Annotated in this window: 17 protein-coding genes and 2 pseudogenes; 3 read left to right on the forward strand and 16 right to left on the reverse strand. The window is 60.8% G+C overall.

Annotation, left to right across the window (positions count from 1 at the left end; all coding sequences use genetic code 11):
• The first annotated feature begins 300 nt into the window (after positions 1 to 300).
• Both rne and LOY43_RS28900 read left to right on the forward strand, forming a co-directional pair.
• On the forward strand, positions 301 to 3,210 hold the full coding sequence (rne, locus tag LOY43_RS20700) for a ribonuclease E (RefSeq protein ID WP_408980810.1): 2,910 nt from the start codon (positions 301 to 303) through the stop codon (positions 3,208 to 3,210).
• Positions 3,207 to 3,539 (forward strand): hypothetical protein, encoded by a 333-nt coding sequence (locus tag LOY43_RS28900; RefSeq protein WP_408980811.1) that lies wholly within the window; start codon positions 3,207 to 3,209, stop codon positions 3,537 to 3,539. The genes rne and LOY43_RS28900 overlap by 4 nt, the downstream gene beginning before the upstream one ends.
• 269 nt (positions 3,540 to 3,808) lie before the next feature.
• Here LOY43_RS28900 and LOY43_RS20705 read toward each other — a convergent pair whose 3' ends face one another.
• The 12 genes and pseudogenes from LOY43_RS20705 to LOY43_RS20760 form a co-directional block, all read right to left on the reverse strand.
• Positions 3,809 to 4,405: a nucleotidyltransferase family protein gene (locus LOY43_RS20705; RefSeq protein ID WP_220556711.1), complete on the reverse strand. Its 597-nt coding sequence runs from the start codon at positions 4,403 to 4,405 to the stop codon at positions 3,809 to 3,811.
• Positions 4,402 to 5,382: an XdhC family protein gene (locus tag LOY43_RS20710; protein ID WP_095048619.1), complete on the reverse strand. Its 981-nt coding sequence runs from the start codon at positions 5,380 to 5,382 to the stop codon at positions 4,402 to 4,404. The genes LOY43_RS20705 and LOY43_RS20710 overlap by 4 nt, the downstream gene beginning before the upstream one ends.
• The gene (locus LOY43_RS20715; RefSeq protein ID WP_095125206.1) at positions 5,382 to 7,703 is read right to left on the reverse strand and encodes a xanthine dehydrogenase family protein molybdopterin-binding subunit; all 2,322 of its coding nucleotides are present in this window, start codon (positions 7,701 to 7,703) and stop codon (positions 5,382 to 5,384) included. The genes LOY43_RS20710 and LOY43_RS20715 overlap by 1 nt, the downstream gene beginning before the upstream one ends.
• Complete coding sequence (locus tag LOY43_RS20720) at positions 7,700 to 8,170, reverse strand: (2Fe-2S)-binding protein (protein ID WP_258708668.1); 471 nt, start codon at positions 8,168 to 8,170, stop codon at positions 7,700 to 7,702. The genes LOY43_RS20715 and LOY43_RS20720 overlap by 4 nt, the downstream gene beginning before the upstream one ends.
• Positions 8,171 to 8,415: 245 nt before the next feature.
• On the reverse strand, positions 8,416 to 9,435 hold the full coding sequence (gene murB, locus LOY43_RS20725; protein ID WP_095125207.1) for a UDP-N-acetylmuramate dehydrogenase: 1,020 nt from the start codon (positions 9,433 to 9,435) through the stop codon (positions 8,416 to 8,418).
• On the reverse strand, positions 9,432 to 9,896 hold the full coding sequence (locus tag LOY43_RS20730; RefSeq protein ID WP_093435454.1) for a low molecular weight protein-tyrosine-phosphatase: 465 nt from the start codon (positions 9,894 to 9,896) through the stop codon (positions 9,432 to 9,434). The genes murB and LOY43_RS20730 overlap by 4 nt, the downstream gene beginning before the upstream one ends.
• Positions 9,896 to 10,660: a 3-deoxy-manno-octulosonate cytidylyltransferase gene (gene kdsB, locus LOY43_RS20735; RefSeq protein WP_095125208.1), complete on the reverse strand. Its 765-nt coding sequence runs from the start codon at positions 10,658 to 10,660 to the stop codon at positions 9,896 to 9,898. The genes LOY43_RS20730 and kdsB overlap by 1 nt, the downstream gene beginning before the upstream one ends.
• Positions 10,657 to 10,842: a Trm112 family protein gene (locus tag LOY43_RS20740; RefSeq protein WP_003174668.1), complete on the reverse strand. Its 186-nt coding sequence runs from the start codon at positions 10,840 to 10,842 to the stop codon at positions 10,657 to 10,659. The genes kdsB and LOY43_RS20740 overlap by 4 nt, the downstream gene beginning before the upstream one ends.
• A gap of 21 nt (positions 10,843 to 10,863) precedes the next feature.
• Positions 10,864 to 11,874, reverse strand: coding sequence for a tetraacyldisaccharide 4'-kinase (lpxK, locus tag LOY43_RS20745; RefSeq protein ID WP_258708669.1), 1,011 nt, complete (start codon positions 11,872 to 11,874; stop codon positions 10,864 to 10,866).
• On the reverse strand, positions 11,874 to 12,302 hold the full coding sequence (locus LOY43_RS20750) for a biopolymer transporter ExbD (protein WP_093435463.1): 429 nt from the start codon (positions 12,300 to 12,302) through the stop codon (positions 11,874 to 11,876). Before LOY43_RS20750 ends, lpxK begins: the two co-directional genes overlap by 1 nt.
• Positions 12,299 to 12,933 (reverse strand): annotated as a pseudogene (locus LOY43_RS20755) (MotA/TolQ/ExbB proton channel family protein). The gene LOY43_RS20750 and the pseudogene LOY43_RS20755 overlap by 4 nt, the downstream one beginning before the upstream one ends.
• 101 nt (positions 12,934 to 13,034) lie before the next feature.
• Positions 13,035 to 15,268 (reverse strand): annotated as a pseudogene (locus tag LOY43_RS20760) (DNA internalization-related competence protein ComEC/Rec2).
• Positions 15,269 to 15,404: 136 nt separating this feature from the next.
• Between LOY43_RS20760 and LOY43_RS20765 the strand changes: the two are divergent.
• Positions 15,405 to 15,923 carry a DUF2062 domain-containing protein gene (locus LOY43_RS20765; RefSeq protein ID WP_095048627.1) on the forward strand — a complete coding sequence of 173 codons (519 nt, stop codon included), beginning with the start codon at positions 15,405 to 15,407 and terminating at the stop codon, positions 15,921 to 15,923.
• Between the two features lie 143 nt (positions 15,924 to 16,066).
• On the opposite strand, the gene LOY43_RS20770 is transcribed toward LOY43_RS20765, so the two are convergent.
• The 4 genes from LOY43_RS20770 to LOY43_RS20785 all read right to left on the reverse strand — a co-directional run bounded on the left by LOY43_RS20770 (position 16,067) and on the right by LOY43_RS20785 (position 19,225).
• The gene (locus tag LOY43_RS20770; protein WP_008087860.1) at positions 16,067 to 16,846 is read right to left on the reverse strand and encodes an ABC transporter permease; all 780 of its coding nucleotides are present in this window, start codon (positions 16,844 to 16,846) and stop codon (positions 16,067 to 16,069) included.
• Positions 16,843 to 17,775, reverse strand: a complete 933-nt coding sequence (locus LOY43_RS20775; RefSeq protein WP_093435472.1) for an ABC transporter ATP-binding protein — start codon at positions 17,773 to 17,775, stop codon at positions 16,843 to 16,845. Before LOY43_RS20775 ends, LOY43_RS20770 begins: the two co-directional genes overlap by 4 nt.
• Positions 17,776 to 17,898: 123 nt before the next feature.
• Positions 17,899 to 18,522, reverse strand: coding sequence for a glutathione S-transferase family protein (locus LOY43_RS20780; protein WP_095048628.1), 624 nt, complete (start codon positions 18,520 to 18,522; stop codon positions 17,899 to 17,901).
• A gap of 43 nt (positions 18,523 to 18,565) precedes the next feature.
• Positions 18,566 to 19,225, reverse strand: coding sequence for a transglutaminase family protein (locus LOY43_RS20785; protein WP_093435478.1), 660 nt, complete (start codon positions 19,223 to 19,225; stop codon positions 18,566 to 18,568).
• Between the last annotated feature and the right edge of the window lie 150 nt (positions 19,226 to 19,375).

A 19,375-nucleotide genomic window follows, 5' to 3' on the forward strand; every position in this document is an offset into this window, starting at 1 on the left:
CGGCAGCACCCGAATTATCAGGGATACGTGTAGGGTGGAGATGCACAACCGCTGGACTGTGTAGCAATAGGCTTTATCAAGACGCTTCATCTCGTCCACAGCCGCTGGTTGATTCCTCCTCCTGACTGAGTGCTTAAGTAGCCACAGCAAGCAGGACGCGTACGTCGCTATATCGGCCCAATTGGCCGCATATCGCTGGACACGGGAATGGCCAACCACTCCCGACGCACCTGACACCGACCGTGAGAAGTCGTGTGTGCCGAACGCCGTTTCCGGCAGCCCGGAAACCGACGGTACTACATGAAAAGAATGCTGATTAACGCAACTCAACCCGAAGAGTTGCGTGTTGCACTGGTAGATGGCCAACGCCTCTACGACCTGGACATCGAATCCGGTGCACGCGAGCAGAAGAAGGCCAACATCTATAAAGGCCGCATCACTCGCATCGAACCAAGCCTTGAGGCTGCCTTTGTCGATTTCGGCTCCGAGCGCCACGGCTTCCTGCCCCTCAAAGAAATCTCCCGCGAATACTTCAAGAAAGCCCCTGAAGGCCGCGTCAACATCAAGGACGTCCTGAGCGAAGGCCAGGAAGTCATCGTTCAGGTCGAAAAAGAAGAACGTGGCAACAAGGGCGCAGCCCTGACCACCTTCATCAGCCTGGCCGGTCGTTACCTCGTGCTGATGCCGAACAACCCGCGTGCCGGCGGTATCTCCCGTCGCATCGAAGGCGAAGAGCGCAACGAACTGCGTGAAGCGCTGAACGGTCTGGTCGCACCAGCCGACATGGGTCTGATCGTGCGCACTGCCGGCCTTGGCCGCAGCAGCGAAGAAATGCAGTGGGACCTCGACTACCTGCTGCAACTGTGGACCGCCATCAAAGAAGCCTCGCTGGATCGCTCCGCGCCATTCCTGATCTACCAGGAAAGCAACGTGATCATCCGCGCCATCCGCGATTACCTGCGCCAGGACATCGGCGAAGTGCTGATCGACAGCGTTGAAGCCCAGGACGAAGCCCTGACCTTCATACGCCAGGTGATGCCGCAATACGCCAGCAAGATCAAGCTGTACGAAGACAGCGTGCCGCTGTTCAACCGTTTCCAGATCGAAAGCCAGATCGAGACCGCTTTCCAGCGCGTCGTTGAACTGCCTTCCGGCGGCTCCATCGTTATCGATCCGACCGAAGCCCTGGTGTCGATCGACATCAACTCGGCGCGCGCCACCAAAGGCAGCGACATCGAAGAAACCGCTCTGCAGACCAACCTTGAAGCTGCCGAAGAAATCGCCCGTCAGTTGCGCCTGCGCGACATCGGCGGCCTGATCGTCATCGACTTCATCGACATGACCCCTGCCAAGAACCAGCGCGCCGTGGAAGAGAAAGTCCGCGAATGCCTGGAAGCCGACCGTGCCCGCGTGCAGATCGGTCGCATCTCGCGCTTCGGCCTGCTGGAAATGTCCCGTCAGCGCCTGCGTCCATCCCTGGGCGAAAGCAGCGGCATCGTTTGCCCGCGTTGCAACGGCACCGGCATCATCCGTGACGTTGAATCGCTGTCGCTGGCGATCCTGCGCCTGATCGAAGAAGAAGCCCTGAAAGACCGCACCGCCGAAGTGCGCGCCCAGGTGCCGATCCCGGTCGCCGCGTTCCTGCTCAACGAAAAACGCAACTCGATCACCAAGATCGAACTGCGCACCCGTGCTCGCATCATCATTCTGCCGAACGACCACCTCGAAACCCCGCATTTCGAAGTTCAGCGCCTGCGTGACGACAGCCCGGAAGCTGCGACCAACCAGTCCAGCTACGAAATCGCAGCTGCTGCTGCCGAAGTCGAAGAAGTCCAGCCAGCCGCTGCGACCCGCACCCTGGTTCGCCAGGAAGCTGCGGTCAAGACTGCTCCGGCACGTGCCAACGCTCCGGTTCCGACCGAAGTCGCCGCCCCGGCCGCTGCTGCACCAGCTCCAGTCGCTGCACCAGAGCCAAGCCTGTTCAAAGGTCTGGTGAAATCGCTGGTCAGCCTGTTCGCCACCAAAGAAGAACCAGCCGCTCCGGTTGTGGTTGAAAAACCAGCCACCGAACGTCCGGCCCGCAACGAAGAGCGTCGCAACGGTCGTCAGCAGAGCCGCAACCGTAATGGTCGCCGCGATGAAGAACGCAAGCCACGCGAAGAACGTGCTCCACGTGAAGAACGTGCGCCACGCGAGCCGCGCGAAGAGCGCGCGCCACGTGAAGCCCGTGAAGTCCGCGAACCACGTGAAGCTCGTACCGAAGCGCCAGTTGCCCGCGAAGAACGTGCACCACGCGCTCCGCGTGAAGAACGTGCACCACGTGCACCGCGCGAAGACCGCAAGCCACGCGGCGAGCGTGAAGAGCGTGTGCGTGAACTGCGCGAGCCACTGGACGCCGTTCCAGCCGCTGCTGCTGACGTTGCCGTTACCGCTGAAGAACGCCCGACCCGTCAGCCCCGTGAAGAACGCGCACCGCGTCCGCCACGTGAAGAGCGTCAACCGCGTGCCGAACAGGCCGCTGCTGCCGTCGCTGAAGAAGAAGTGAACACCAACGAAGAGCAACTGCCGGAAGACGGTTCGGAGAACGCCGAAGGCGATCGCCCACGTCGTCGTTCGCGCGGTCAGCGTCGTCGCAGCAACCGTCGTGAGCGTCAGCGTGATGCCAACGGCAACGTGATCGAAGGTTCGGAAGAATCCGAAGCCGGCGAAAACGCTGAAGCGCCAAGCACTGCCGATCTGGCTGCTGGCCTGGCTGTGACCGCCGCTGTTGCCAGCACCGTGATCAGTGCACCGGCTGAAGCACAAGCCCACGAGCAAGCTGAACGCGCCACCGCGGCTGTTCAGGAAACCGCTCCAGTGGAAGCGCCGGTTGTTGAAGCGACTACTCCAGTAGAAGTGGTTGCTGCTCCGGAAGTCGAAGTGGCACCGGTTCAAGAGACCCTGCCTCAGGTAGAGCCAGCGCCAGTTGTGGCTGCGGAGCCGGTGGTAGAAACCGTCGCAGAAACCGTAACCGAAAGCGTACGTGAAGTTCGCGAAGAGCAGACTGCCTTCAACTGGGTTGCCGAGCCGACTGTTGCTGAAACCCCAGCGCCAGTGGTGGAAGCACCGGTTGTTGAAGCGCCAGTGTTCGAAACCCCAGTGTTTGAAGAACGTAAAGCTGCCGAACCAGCACCTGTCGTTGAAGCACCGGTTGTCGCAGCCCCGTGGTGACCGAAGCGCCAGCCCCTGTGGTTGAAGCTGCAGCACCGGTCAGCGCTCTGACGCCAAGCGGCCGCGCGCCAAACGACCCACGTGAAGTGCGTCGTCGCAAGCGTGAAGAAGAGCGTCTGCAGAAGGAAGCTGAACTGGCTGCCGCTGCTGCGCCAGTCGCTGCCGAGCCAGCCGTGGTTGCTGAAGTGGTCGAGGCAGCGCCTGCCCCGGTGACTGAAGAAGCTGTGGTTGAGTCGGTGATTGCTGAAGCACCACGCTCCGTTCAGGACGCGGTCGAGCAGCACCAAGAGGCCGAGGAAAAAGAACACGAGCCTAAACCACTCGTGTAATTTCCAAAGCCAATAAAAAGCCCCGCCCGATTATTCAGGCGGGGCTTTTTTATGCCTCGATTTTTTGTGCTGGACTCTAGATCCAACCCCCTCACCCCAGCCCTCTCCCCGAGGGGGCGAGGGGGAAAGGGAGCAGATCTCCGTGTGTTTCAAGGCCGGAGTTCGACTCGAAGTTTCAGGTCGGTGTACCTCGAAAGAACACCTCGGTCAGTCCCCTCTCCCTCTGGGAGAGGGTTAGGGTGAGGGGCTCTCAGGAATTTACGCAGCTCTCAAGACGAAGTAAAAACCAAAGCCTCCGGCACATCGATATCCCACAACACCCCAGGATCATCCACCGCCACTTCCACCACCCTGCCCTGCTTGAACAACGGCCGAGCCCCTCGATCGCCACTCAAAGCCTGCAACCCCGCACCAAACGACCGCCCAAACCCCACAGGATGACCAAACCCCCCTTCCTGCACCGGCACGCTCACCGCATCATCAGTAATCGCCGCGACCACCCGCTCGATACTCGACGGCAAGATAAACGGCATGTCACCAAGGACAATCAACCAGCCATCGGCATCAGGGCAAGCGGCGACCCCGGCGGCAATACTGTCACCCATTCCAGTCGATTCAATCGAGACCACGTCACAGCCATAGGCCTGGGCCATGCGCATCGCCTGCGGCCGCGCCTCGGTCGTCACCAGCACGCGCCTGTCGAGGCTGCCCGGCAGATTCAACAGCACCTGCTCAATCACCGAACGCACTGCACCATCACGCCCGGTGCAGTCCGCCAGCAACTTGTCCTTATCGGCACCTGCCACCTGGCGAAAACGACTGCCCTCACCCGCCGCCAGCACAATCACTGCAATGGATCGACTCATGCGTCCTCCAAAGTTTTCTTCTGCTTCAACTCGACGCCGTTCTTGATTGCGACGATCTCCGCCAACAGAGACAAAGCAATTTCCGCTGGCGAATGACTGCCGATATGCAAACCGATCGGCCCGTGCAGTCGATCGATCGCCTGCACCGACAAGCCTAGCTGAGCAAGATTCTCCCGACGCTTTCGGCTGTTAACCCGAGAGCCGAGAGCGCCGACATAGAAGGCCGGAGAATCCAGCGCCGTGAGCAGCGCCATATCGTCCAGACGCGGATCGTGGGTCAACGCGACAATCGCCGTACGTTCGTCGGTCTGGATACTCAACACCGCCTCATCCGGCATGCCCGAGACGAAACGCCCGTGATGCTCTTCCCAGCCGTAGACGAATTCGCTGCGCGGATCGCAGATCAGCACCTCAAAATCCAGCAACCGCGCCATATCCGCCACGTAACGCGACAACTGCCCGGCACCGATCAATAGCAGGCGCCAGCGCGGCCCGTAGATCGCTCGCAGGGTTTTGCCGTCGAACTCCAGCGAGTCGGACTTGCTGGCCGGCGACAGAAGCACTTCACCGGTTTCAATGTTCAACTCACGGGCAACGATCTCGTGTGCTTCGCACCGCGCGAGCAACTCGGCAACCCACGCGGGATCGCCGATCCGTTCTTCAGTCAGGCGCAACGTGCCGCCACAAGGCAAGCCAAAGCGCGCCGCCTCCTCGCGTGTAACGCCATAAGTGATCAACTGCACCGGCGGCCCATCGGTGGCGATGCGTCCGTCGTGCAGGCGGGCGATCAAGTCATCCTCGACGCACCCGCCCGACACCGAACCGATCACCACGCCATCCTCGCGCAAGGCGAGCATGGCGCCGGGAGCCCGGGGCGCCGTGCCCCAGGTCTGCACCACGCTGAACAGCACCACCCGCTGCCCGGCGCGGCGCCATTCAAGGACGCTGCGCAGGACATTGAGGTCGACGCTGTCCATTACGCCTCTGCCTTCTGCCAGCCCTGCAACTGGTAACGCACCGGCAGATTACGGATGCGCTTGCCAGTAGCGGCAAAGATCGCGTTACACAAGGCCGGAGCAATCGGCGGCACGCCCGGCTCGCCGACACCGCCCAAGGGCACGTCGCCCGGCGGCGTCACCAGATGCACGGCAACTTCTTTCGGCGCCAGCGACATGCGCGCCACTTCGTACATGTGGAAGTTGTCCTGCTGGACCTTGCCGTCCTTGAAGCTGATTTCGCCCAGTACTGCGTTGCCCAGGCCCATCACGCAGGCGCCTTCGAACTGCGAACGGATACGTTCAGGGTTGATCTGCGGCCCGCAATCCACGGCAATATCGGCCTTGTGCACGATCAGCGTACCGTCGTCCTTGACCTCGACTTCGATCACCGCCGCCACGTACGTGACGAAGCTGTAATGCACCGCCAGACCCAGACCACGGCCCTTCGGCAGTTTGCGCCCCCAACCGGCTGCTTTCGCGGCGGTTTCCAGCACGGTGCGCATGCGCCCGGTATCGATCGGATACCGCTCGGGCGATTCGCCGTAGTTCCACTCTTCGCTCAAGGTGCGCGGGTCGATCTGCCGATCAGCGCCGAGCAGTTTGATCTGGTATTTGAGCGGATCCTCGCCGGCCTTGTGCGCCAGCTCATCGACGAAACTCTGGATGGCAAAACCATGAGGAATATTCGACACCGAGCGATACCAGCCAACCCGTGTGTGCACGGTCGCCTCGGGGTTTTCCAGGCGTACGTTGGGAATCGCGTAGGCCATGTTGGTGAAACCCATGCCCAGCTCGAAAGCCGCTTCATGGTTCATCCCCGGCGCGAACAGCGCGGTGATGCTCGGCGCCACGGTGCGATGCAACCAGCCGGACGGCATGCCGTCCTTGCCCACGCCAGCCTTCAGATACTCGGCGGACACAGTGTGGAAATACGAGTTGTGGATGTCATCTTCACGCGTCCACTGCACCCGCACGGCTTTGCCGGGGAACTCTTTGGCGAGAATCGCCGCTTCGACGACGAAATCCGGTTTCGACTTGCGACCAAAACCACCGCCAAGCAAGGTGACATTGAATGTGACATTGTCGAACGGCAGTCCAAGACGCTCGGCAATGCGCTCGCGGGTGACTTGCGGCGCCTGACTCGGTGCCCACGCTTCGCAAACGCCGTCCTTGTAGCGAGCGATGGCAACCATTGGCTCCATCGGTGCCTGGGCCAGATGCGGCAGGTAGTAGGATGCTTCAAGCGTACTTGCAGCACCGCTCAGGGCCTTGTCGATATCGCCGGTGTTGCGCACCACTTTGCCGGGTTTCAGCGAGGCGGCTTCAAGCTCTTTGCGATAGGCGATCGAGTCATAACTGGCGTTCGGACCGTCATCCCATTCGATTTTCAACGCTTCACGGCCCTTGATCGCGGCCCAGGTATTGCTCGCCACCACGGCCACACCACCCAGTGGCTGAAACTCAGAAGGCAGCGGCCGGCTTTCGATCTGCAGCACTTTGAGCACACCGGGGACTTTCAGCGCAGCGCTGTCATCCAGCGATTTGACCTTGCCGCCGTACACCGCCGGACGGGCGATAGTTGCGTACAGCATGCCGTCGAAATGCACATCGGCGCCGTACACCGCACGACCGTTGACGATGTCTGCGCCGTCGATGGCTTTCGTACCTTCCTTGCCGATGTAGCGAAACTCCGACGGCTGCTTGAGGCGCAGGCTGTCACGCGCCGGTACCGGCAACGCACTGGCTGCGGCGGCCAGTTCGCCATAGCCCAGCTCACGGCCAGACGGTTTGTGAATGACTTTGTGCAGTTGCGCGTGGCACTCACCGACCGGCACTTTCCACTGCGCAGCGGCGGCCTGTTCAAGCATGGTCCGCGCCGCCGCACCGCAACGCCGCATTGGTTCATACCAATGGCGCATGCTGCGCGAACCGTCGGTGTCCTGGTTGCCGAAGCGCACTTCATCACCCGGCGCCTGCTGCACTTTGACGCGCGCCCAATCGGCTTCCAGTTCATCAGCAACAACCATGGTCAAACTGGTGCGCACGCCCTGGCCCATCTCGGAACGGTTGCACACCACAGTGACCGTGCCGTCAGCGGCAATGCTGACGTAGACCTTCGGATCGTCGATCCAGCCATTGGGCATGCCATCGGCGCCGAATTGCTTCGGTTTGTCTTCAGCCAACGCATCCTGCCAACCCCAACTGGCGGCCAGCACCAGCGCGCCGGTGGCGCCGACGCCTTTGAGGAAACCGCGACGGCTGAGATTGCTCAGGGCGAAATCATTCGGAAGGCGACTCATGCCTTGGCCTCCTTCAAGTGAGTGGAAGCCTGGCGGATCGCAGTCTTGATCCGGTTGTAGGTGCCGCAGCGGCAAATGTTACCGACCATGGCTTCTTCGATCTGCTCGTCGCTCGGGTTCGGGTTGGTCTTGAGCAACGCGGTAGCCGACATGATCTGCCCGCCCTGACAGAATCCGCATTGCGCTACAGCGGTGTCGAGCCAGGCTTGCTGGACCACCTGCCCCACCGGGTCGGCGTGCAGGTTGTCGATGGTGGTGACGTTCTGGCCGACCACCGAACCGATCGGCGTGATGCAACTGCGCGCCGGCAAGCCGTCGATATGAATGGTGCAGGCGCCGCACAGCCCCATGCCGCAGCCGAACTTGGTGCCGTTATAACCGGCGACATCACGAATCGCCCACAACAGCGGCATGTCGTCGGTGACATCGAGAGGATGGTCTTGACCGTTGAGTTTCAGGGTAATCATGGGCACGCCCGCATATTTTTAGTGGTTATGGGGTCGAGCAATCTGCCGCCGTTGAATCGGCGGTGGTTCACGCAGATCGACTCAGGCTAATCAGGCTCTCTTGTGCCGACGCGAACGTCTGCACCGGGCCTTTGGTGGAGCAAATGACGGTTATCGTTAGCTCGCTAAGTTAACCCAGCGTTAACAAAAAAGCCCTGCACTTTTTTTCAGTGCAGGGCTTTGGATGGCGCTTTGAAAGCGTAGCCTCAATAGCGATTAGGCTCCATCTCCAGGTCGACATTGAAACGTTCGGCAATGTCTTTCTGGATGCGTTGCGCCAGATCGAGCAGTTGCAGCCCGGTTGCCGCGCCGTAGTTGACCAGCACCAGCGCTTGCAATTTATGCACGCCGGCATCGGCTTCACGGAAACCTTTCCAGCCGGCACGCTCGATCAGCCAGCCTGCCGCGAGCTTCATTTGTCCGTTCGGCTGCGCGTAGGCGACCACATCCGGATGCTGTTCCTTGATCCTCGCGACGATGGCCGCCGACACCAGCGGATTCTTGAAGAAGCTGCCGGCATTGCCGAGTACCGCCGGATCCGGCAGTTTTTCGCTGCGGATACTGCAAATCGCACGGCTGACGTCGGTAGGCGTCGGCTGCTCGATGCCCTGCTCGGTCAGGCGCTGACGCACCGGGCCGTATTCCAGATGCAAATGCGCGATGCGGTCGAGTGCAAAGCGCACGCGCAGAATCAGCCAACGCCCCGGCTGCTGCTTGAACAAGCTGTCGCGGTAGGCGAAGTTGCATTCTTCGAGGGTGAAATCGCGCAGCTCGCCGGTCTGGCGATCCAGCGCGGTGAGGCCGGCGAATACATCCTTGATCTCGACGCCGTAGGCACCGATGTTCTGCATCGGCGCAGCGCCAACCGTGCCGGGAATCAGGCTGAGGTTTTCCAGCCCGGAGAGTCCTTGCGCCAACGTGTGCTGCACAAACGGATGCCACGGCTCGCCCGCTTCCGCCTCGATCACCACACGGTTGCCGTCATCGCTGATCACACGAATCCCGCGCGTGGCCATGCGCAGCACCAGCGCCGGAATATCTGCCGTTAGCAGCAAGTTGCTGCCACCGCCGATCACCAGCAACGGCACATCATGAGCAACGGCATAGGCCAGCGCTTCACGGACATCGGCATCGCTGTGGGCTTCGGCGAACAGTTGCGCGCGCACATCCACGCCAAAACTGTTGAACGGTTTCAGGGAAACCTGCGGTTGCACCTGCAAACTCATAACCGGCCCTTCACTTCGATCAACAATTGGTCACAGGCTGCTTCGATCAGATCCAGCACTTGCTCGAAACCCTGATCGCCGTCGTAATACGGATCCGGCACTTCATCGACGACACCGGCATAACGGCGCAAAAACAGGTCCAGCTCGGCTTTGCCGGTGGACGGCTGCAACGCCTTGAGGTTGCGCAGGTTGCTGTTGTCCATGGCCAGAATCAGGTCGTAACTGGCGAAATCGGCACGGCGGACCTGCTGCGCGCGTTGCGCCGACAGGTCATAGCCACGCACTTTGGCGGCAGCTTGGCTGCGCTTGTCCGGCGGATTGCCGACGTGCCAGTCACCGGTGCCGGCGGAAGCCACTTCGACTTGATCCGCCAGCCCCGCTTCACGCAGTTTGTGGCGCAACACGCCTTCGGCCGTGGGCGAGCGGCAAATGTTGCCCAGGCATACAAACAGAACGCGCATCAGGCCCCCAGCAGGCGACGAACGCGCTCGAGATCTTCAACCGTGTCAACGCCGGTTGGCGGTGCGATCAGCGCGTCGGCAACGTGAATGCGCACACCGTGCCACAGGGCACGCAGCTGTTCGAGGGATTCAGTGTTTTCCAGCCAGCACGGGCCCCAACTGACGAAGTCCTGAAGGAAACCGGCGCGGTAGGCATAGATGCCGATATGGCGACGGTATGGCACGCCCTCCGGCAATTGCTCGCGGCTCTTGGCAAACGCATCGCGCGCCCATGGCAAAGTCGCACGGCTGAAGGTCAGCGCCAAACCGTTGAGATCACTGACGACCTTGACCACGTTCGGATTGAACAGGGTATCTACGTCTTCGATCGGCTCGGCCAGCGTGGCCATGCGCGCTTCGGTGTGGGCAGCCAGATTGGCGGCGACCTGATCGATCACGCTCGGCGGAATCAGCGGCTCGTCACCCTGCACGTTGACCACGATCGCGTCGGGTTCAAGACCCAGTTTCGCCGCGACTTCGGCCAGACGATCGGTGCCGGAGTTGTGATCTTCACGGGTCAGCACCACTTCGGCACCAAAAGCCTTGCAGGCCTCGACGATGCGCGCATCGTCAGTCGCGACGACCACACGGCTGGCGCTGCTTTTGCTCGCCTGTTCCCAGACGTGCTGGATCATCGGCTTGCCGGCGATGTCGAGCAGCGGTTTGCCGGGCAGGCGGGTCGAGGCGAAACGCGACGGGATGACAACGGTGAAGGCAGTGGTCATTTATCCAGACGCTCGTCGGTGGTCAGGGTGCGGGCTTCGCTTTCGAGCATGACCGGGATGCCATCGCGGATCGGGTACGCCAGACCGGCGCCCTTGCTGATCAGTTCAGTTTTGTCGGCGCTGAGCTTGAGCGGGCCTTTGCAGATCGGGCACGCGAGGATATCGAGCAATTTGGTGTCCATGAACATTCCCTGAGTAAAGAGTTAAGGCAAAAGACGATCCGGCAACAGGCGCATCAGCTGCGTGTCGAACCAGGCCACAAAGGCCGGCGACGGCAGCGCATCGACCGCCAGATACCACCAGTCGTCAGCCGCAAAGGCACGGCACTTCACCGCGTCCTTTTCGGTCATCACCAACGGCAATGACGGTGTGAAATTCAACGCCTGCACGCTGTATTCGGCGTGGTCGGCAAACGCATGGGGGACTGCTCGCCAGTCTAGCGCTTCGAGGGTATTGAAGAAACGTTGCGGATTGCCGATCCCGGCGACCGCGTGCACGGCCTGGCCGGGTGGAAAATGATCGAGCGACTTGCGCTCGCTGCTGCGCAGATTGACCAGCGCGGTCGGTTGCAGACGGAAAGCGAAACCGTCATCGCGATCCTCGGTGGCACCATTGAACAGCACGCCGTCGACACTTTGCAGGCGCTCGATCGGCTCACGCAACGGCCCTGCCGGCAAGCAGCGTTTGTTGCCCAAACCACGGGCGGCGTCGATCAGCACCAGCTCCAGATCCCGCGCCAGACGATAATGCTGCATACCGTCGTCGGAGAGGATCAGATCCAGTGGTTCACTGGCGAGCAAGGCTTTGACCGCTGCGCTGCGATCGGGGTCGATCATCAGCGGCACGCCGGTGCGCTGGACGATCAGCAACGGTTCGTCACCGGCGATGTCAGCGGTTTGCTCGGCCGCAACGCGCCACGGCAGTTGCGGTGGTTTGGCGCCGTAACCACGACTGACCACGCCGACGCGCAAACCGCTGCGCCGGCAATGTTCGATCAACCAGAGAATCATCGGCGTCTTGCCGGTGCCACCGACGGTGATGTTGCCGACCACGATCAACGGCACCGATGGCTGGTAGATCTGACCTTCACCGGCAAGAAAGCGCTGGCGCTTACCCACCACCACGCGGCGATAGAGCATTTCCAGCGGCCGCAGCAGCGTCAGGGCCGGGTGCCCCTGATACCACGCGGCGAGCAAACGATCGGACAGGCTCATCAGGATTTGGGCGCCGCCTCGACCGTGGTCATGCGCAGATGGCTGAAACCGAGCTTGCCGGCCGCGTCCATGGCAGTGATCACGGATTGATGCTGAGTCTTGCCATCGGCACTGATCGACAACGGCATGTTGGTATCGCCGTTGGACTCTTTCTGCATGGCTTCCATCAGGGTCGCCAGGTCGTTCTTCGGCAGAATCTTGTTGTTCACCGAAAACACGCCTTCGGCGCTGATGGCCACGTCGATCTGCTTGACTTGCTGGTCTTCGGCCGGGGAGCCGCTGACCGCTTCCGGCAGGTCAACACGCAACTGGGTTTCGCGAGTGAACGTGGTGGTCACGACGAAAAACAGCAGCAGAATGAACACCACGTCGATCAGCGACGCGAGGTTGATGTCCACGGTTTCCCGGGGTTTGCGACGGAACTTCACGCGCGGCCCTCGGCCAGGTCGACATCACGGTCGCCCTGTACCACTTCAACCAGCTTGATCGCTTCCTGCTCCATGCCCACCACCAATTCATCGATACGGCGTTGCAGGAACCGATGGAAGAACACCGCCGGAATACCGACCATCAGGCCCGCAGCGGTGGTGATCAGCGCCTTGGAAATACCGCCCGCCAACACCGAGGCATTGGTGGTCATGCCGGAGCCGGTGAACGCGCTGAAGATATCGATCATACCCAGCACGGTGCCAAGCAGACCCAGTAATGGCGCCATGGCTGCGATAGTGCCGAGAGCATTGATATAGCGCTCGAGTTCATGAATGACCCGGGCGGCGGCCTCTTCGATGCACTCTTTCATGATCTCGCGACCATGCTTGGAGTTGGCCAGGCCCGCCGCGAGGATTTCCCCAGCGGCGAATTGGCGCGCAATTCCTTGAGTTTTTCTTTATTGAGCTGCTTGTCCTTGATCCAGACCCAGACCTGGCCCAGCAGATGCTCGGGGGTAACGCGACTGGCGCGCAGGGTCCACAGGCGTTCGGCGACAATCGCCATGGCCGCGATGGAACTCAGAATGATCGGCAACATCATCCAGCCGCCGGATTTGACCAATTCCCACACAGTGACAGTCCCCTCGAAAAAGTGCGCCACTTTACCATACCGATCCACGATTAAGACCCGCCGCCCCGACGACCGTGACGCCCCATCAACCCACGTCCCGATCAGCGGGCCAGTGCGGGCGGATCACGCCAGAAACGCCGCTGATGACGCATCGTGCGTGGCGCCCTGAAGGTGCCCAGTTGCAGATGAATGGCGCCCTGCTCGGCACTGTCGTAAATGTGCAGGCCCAGTTTGCGATAACGCGCCAGCACGGTCGGGTGCGGATGGCCAAAAGAGTTGCCATGACCTCGAGAGATCAGCACGGACTCGGGTTTCAAGACGTTGAGCAGCGCCATTGACGATGAACTGCGGCTGCCATGATGGGGCGATTGCAGCCATTGCGTCGGCACGGCCAGTGGACCGTCGAGCAGCACGCGTTCGGCATGGCTGTCGATGTCGCCGGTCAGCAGCAGGCGCTCGCCATTGGCCTCGATCTGCAATACGCAGGAACGCTGATTGCTGTCGTCAGCGTCCGCCCACTGCCAGAGTTGAAAACGTACGCCGTCCCATTGCCATTGCTGGCCACTTGCACAGGCTTCGGCGTTCAATTGCGCGGGCAGCCCGCCGGGTCACCGCTGATTACCTGATCGACAGTCAAACCCCGGCTGATCGCCAAAGCGCCGCCGGCGTGATCGGCGTCGGCATGGCTGAGCAGCATCAAATCGAGTTTTTCCACGCTCAGTTTGCGCAATGAAGGCAGCACCACACGCTCGCCGAGATCGAACTCACCAAAGCGCGGCCCCGCATCGTAGAGCAACGCGTGATGGCGGGTCCGGATCAGGATGGCCAAGCCTTGGCCGACATCGAGCTGCCAGATATCGGCCAATCCTTCATCTATCTGATCGCATGGCGGCACGACCAGAAGCAACAACAACGGCCAGCCCAATGGACGCAGCGGCACGCCGCGCGGCAATAGCAACAACCCGGCGCCGAGGCTGCCAATGGCCCAGACCCAAGCGGGTATCGAGGGTGCGATCCACGCCGGCCAATGCCCGGCAATCGTCGCCAGCGCGTGAAACAACCCATCGATCAAACCGCCGGCCAGCCACAGCAGGCCGGCGCCGACAAAAGGAACAGGCAGCAACACGGTTCCAAGCAGCGCCGGCGGTAACACCGCAAGACTGACCCAAGGCACTGCAAGCAAATTGGCCAGCGGCCCGCTGAGGCTGATCGGCAGATTCAGCGCCAGCAACACCGGACATAAGCCGATCGCGATCAACCACTGCGCCCGCGTCCAGGTCTGCCACCAGCGCCACGCACCCAAGCGGCCGCCAAAGGTAAAGATCAACACCGCCACCGCCGCAAACGAGAGCCACAAACCCGGACGCAAACTGGCGAGCGGGTCCAGCAACAGCACAGCGTTGAACGCCAGCAACAACGGCCATCCTGCGCCAAGATGACGAAAGCGCAGGCGCCACAACAGCACCAGCCCGACCATCACGCAGGCGCGCTGCACCGGCACGTCGAACCCGGCAAGCAGGCCATAACCGAGCGCTGCCGCGAACCCCAGACCACAGGCCCACGGCAGCCACGGCCAGCGCAGCGGCCACAGGCCATATCGCGCCATGCCGGCGACCAGCCCATACATCAGCGCCGCCAGCAAACCGATGTGCTGACCGGAAATCACCAGCAAGTGCACGGTGCCGGTGTCCTGCAGAGTCTGCCAGTCCTCGCGACTGAGCCCCGAGCCGTCACCCAGCACTAACGCCGCCAATGCGCCATTTCGCCCCTGCGCATCCACGCTCAGCAAACGCTGGCGAATACTGTCACGCCAGGCCCAGCGCGCTTCGCTCAAGCGCTGGCCGTCCTTGATTGTGCCGGTGGCGCCAATGCGTTGCGCCAGCAGCCAAGCCTCGTAGTCGAAGGCCTCGGGATTGCGCAATCCACTGGGACGCTTGAGCTTGACCGCCAAGCGCCAACGCTCGCCGCTGTTGACCGGCGGCCCGGCGTACCAGGCAAGCCGCATCAGCGATGGCAGTTTTTCATGACGCGAGTGCGCATCAGCCAATTCGAAGCGCACCACGCCGTCGCTGTTCTGCGGCAAACCGACGACCCGCCCTTCAACCCACCGGGTTTCGCCATCCAGCCCGGCCGGCAAACGATCATTCAACGCCCATTGCGCACCGACGCTGGCCCACGTGAAGCCAAACAGCAAAAACGCCAGCGGATAGCTGCGAAACGGCAGCAGCATCAAAGCCACGACCGGCAACAACAGCATCAACCAGACCGGCGGTAATGCCGGCATAAAAACCGCGACCAGCAGACCGACTGCGAGCGCCATCATCCCTGTGCGCATAAGCCCGTCCTTGAGAGTCCCGCACTTAGGCATAGCGGTTGTCGGTTACACGCGTCGTCAACAATTGTCACAAAGTCTGAATAGGCGCTTCGTAGAATCCAGACATACTTGCCGCCTTAACCGACCGAGAAGCCTTATGCCCCGGCGCTTATTCAAACGTTATATGCCCGACCCGACGAGCATCAGGGAACACAAATCCTTACGCTTTCTCGGCAAGTTGCTGCATGACCCGAACCTCTGGCACCTCAATCGTCACTCGGTCGCCCGGGCGATGGCGGTTGGCCTGTTCGCCGCGTTCCTGCCGATCCCGGCGCAGATGCTGGTGGCCGCCGCCCTCGCCGTCACGGTGCGCGGCAACATGCCGATTGCGGTCAGCCTGGTCTGGCTGACCAATCCGATCACCATGCCGGCGGTGTTCTTCTGCACCTATCAGGCCGGGGCGTTTTTGATGGATGTGCCCGCCCGACATCTACCGGACGAGCTGACCTGGGAGTGGATCAGCGGCGAGTTGTCGACGTTGTGGCAGCCGTTTCTGCTCGGCTCGGTGGTAGTCGGACTGGTACTCGGTGCCCTCGCCTACTGCATTGTGATGATGTATTGGCGTTGGTGGGTGGCGCGCCAATGGGCGCGGCGTAAGAAGAGTCGCATGCGCTGAACGCAAAACGGCCTCCGCAGTGGGAGGCCGTTCTGATTTGTGGCGTCTGGATTGGCCCCATCGCAAGCAGGTTCACTCCTACATTGGAATGCGTTCCCCTGTAGGAGTGAGCCTGCTCGCGATGGCCACGACTCGGTCTGGAGTCAGGTACGCATCCCGCGCCCGCTTACCAGCAACCGAGCACAACCGAGATACAGCACCACCGTCGCCACCAGCATAAAGGTGATCGCGATGCCGATCTTGATATCCGACACACCCAGAATGCCGTAACGGAAGGCGTTGACCATGTGCAGCACCGGGTTGGCCAACGACACGGTCTGCCAGAACGGCGGCAGCAAGGTGATCGAGTAAAACACCCCGCCCAGGTACGTCAGCGGAGTCAGCACAAAGGTCGGGATGATCGAAATATCATCGAAGTTGCGCGCAAACACTGCGTTGATGAAGCCCAGCAGCGAGAAAATCGTCGCCGTCAGTACCACCACCAAAATGGTCACGCCTAAGTGATGCACCTGCAAATGGGTGAAGAACAGCGACAGAATGGTCACGATCACGCCAACCATCAGACCACGCAACACGCCGCCAATGGTGAAACCGATCAGAATCGTGTGCGGCGACACCGGCGACACCATCAGCTCTTCGATGGAGCGCTGGAACTTGCTGCCGAAGAAACTCGAGACCACGTTGCCGTAGGAGTTAGTGATCACCGACATCATGATCAGCCCCGGCACGATGTACTCCATGTAAGTGAAGCCACCCATGTCGCCGATCTGCCGACCGATCAGGTTACCGAAGATCACGAAATACAGAACCATGGTGATCGCCGGCGGCAGCAGCGTCTGCGGCCAGATCCGCGTGAAGCGTTTGACCTCGCGGTAAACAATGGTCTGCAGGGCGACGAGGTTGGGACGGAATTCGGAACTCATACCGCCACCTTCGACAGATTTTTCTCCACCAGGGACACGAACAGCTCCTCGAGGCGATTGGTTTTGTTACGCAGGCTCAGCACTTCGATGTTCTGCTGCGCCAACTGGGTGAACAACGCCGTGATGCCCATGGATTTGTCGACCTGGACTTCCAGGGTATGGCTGTCGATCAACCGGGCAGGGTAGCCGAGCAATTGCGGCGCGGCGTTCAAGTCGTTTTTCAGGTCCAGCAGGAAGGTCTCCACGTGCAACTGGCCCAGCAATTGTTTCATGCTGGTGTTCTCGACGATGGTGCCGTGGTCGATGATGCCGATGTTGCGGCACAACTGCTCAGCCTCCTCCAGATAGTGCGTGGTGAGGATGATGGTGATGCCTTTCTGGTTCAGCTCGGTGAGGAACGTCCACATCGAACGGCGCAACTCGATATCGACGCCTGCGGTCGGTTCATCGAGGATCAGCAGACGTGGTTCGTGCACCAGCGCACGGGCGATCATCAAGCGCCGCTTCATGCCACCGGACAACGAACGCGACGGCACGTCACGTTTGTCCCACAGGCCCAGTTGGGTCAGGTACTGCTCGGCGCGTTCCTTGGCGATCTTCGCCGGAATGCCGTAGTAACCGGCCTGGGTCACGACGATGTCGAAAGTCTTTTCAAACTGATTGAAGTTGAATTCCTGGGGCACCACGCCGATCGAGCGCTTGAGCTGCGCAGGATTTTTGTCCAGGTCATGACCAAAGATATTCACTGTGCCGCTGGTCTTGTTCACCAGGGTCGAGAGAATGCCGATGGTCGTGGATTTGCCAGCACCGTTGGGGCCGAGCAAGGCGAAAAAGTCACCTTCGGCGACGTCCAGATCGATACCACTCAAGGCCTGGAACCCGTTGCCGTAGGTTTTGGTTAGCTGCCGGATGGACAGAGCGGAACTCATATCTGATTTACGCACCATTGAAGGGAAAAAGGAGACGGCGGCGAAGGATCGAACCGCAGCGCAAGTGCGCAATGGTGCTTGCCGCCGCCGTACAAGTACAGTCAAGTGTGTCGATAGTAGGTATTAAGTCAACGCGGTCATGACGGCTTTCTGGTAGGGCGGACGCTGCTTCAAGCGCTCGTACCAAGCTTGCAGATGCGCTTGTGGTGCGCGTTCGATGGGCATCTCGAACCAGGCATAAATGAAACTGCCCAATGGGATATCGCCCATGCCGATGTCTTGTCCAGAGAGATAAGGCTGACTGGCCAAGGCATGGTCGGCCATGCTCAGCAACTCATTGCATTCCTTGATCGCAGCGTTGATCGCAGCCCAGTCCTGCTTGTCCGCCGGGGTGCGCAACACGCCCCAGAAAACCGTGCGGAACGGGCCGGCAAAACTCGACGTGGTCCAGTCCATCCATTTGTCGGCGATGGCGCGAACTCGCGGATCTGCCGAATACCAGTTGCTGTCGGGCGCATGCTTAGCCAGCAGATAGCGGACGATGGCGTTGGACTCCCACAGCACGAAACCGTCGTCTTCGATCACCGGCACCCGGCCATTCGGGTTCATCGCCCGGTACTCGGGTGTGTCGACTACGCCGAATGTGCCACCGGCATCGATTGCCTCGTAGGCCAGGCCAAGCTCTTCAGCCGCCCACAATGGCTTCCTGACATTCGATGAGTTTTTCCGTCCCCAGATCTTCAGCATGAGCGCCTCTTTTCAAATGAGTGGGCAGGCAGCATACGCCGGATCAGGTACGGCTCAAATCACTCTGCATATCGCCCAGCCGTTGCGGCTGCTGATCAGTGAATAGATGCGGATAGCACTTTTGCAAATGTTCGAAGAAGAACGTTTCCGGGACATCGGCGAATTGGCCGTGATCGACCAGATACTCCATGAGCTGCGCGCCGTCGCGATTGAATGGGTGGAAAACGCTGTCGTTGATACCGTCGAACTCCAGCGGTGCTACGTTGAACAATTCGCAAAGCTTCTGATTGAACGCCGGCGTGGCTTTGACCCAGCGTCCATTGAGGAACAGTTCGGTGTACCCGTGCATGGCGAACATGTCGCTTTTCAGCAACTCAAGCAGACGTGGCGTCGATAAGTGATTTTTTACGTCGGCCAGACCGATGCGCGCCGGGATCCCGCAATGCCGGGCACAACCGGCAAGCAGCGTGGCTTTGGGCACGCAATAACTCTCCCCCGTCGTCAGCGCATAGCTGCCACGCAAAGTCTGCGGATCGCGACTGAAGGTGTAGGGGTTGTAGCGCACCGCCTCACGCACCGCGTAATAAAGATTTATCGCCCGCTCGAGCGGATCGCGGCTGGCACCCCGATGTTGTTCGGCGAACTCCACCACTGCCGGGTGGTCACTATCGATGAAGCGGCCGGGACTCAGATACTCGCGCATGACGACAATCTCCTGGGTGAGCCCCGAGTCTAGCGACAGCGTCAGCACAGAGATAACGACGTTTCGGCCAAACTTGGACGCAAAGACGCGGGATCAGCGAACGATTTCCCACACGTGTTGCCCACCGAACCTACGAAAACCATCCGGGGT

It is taken from the genome of Pseudomonas sp. B21-041 (assembly GCF_024748675.1).
GTDB lineage: Bacteria > Pseudomonadota > Gammaproteobacteria > Pseudomonadales > Pseudomonadaceae > Aquipseudomonas > Aquipseudomonas neuropathica.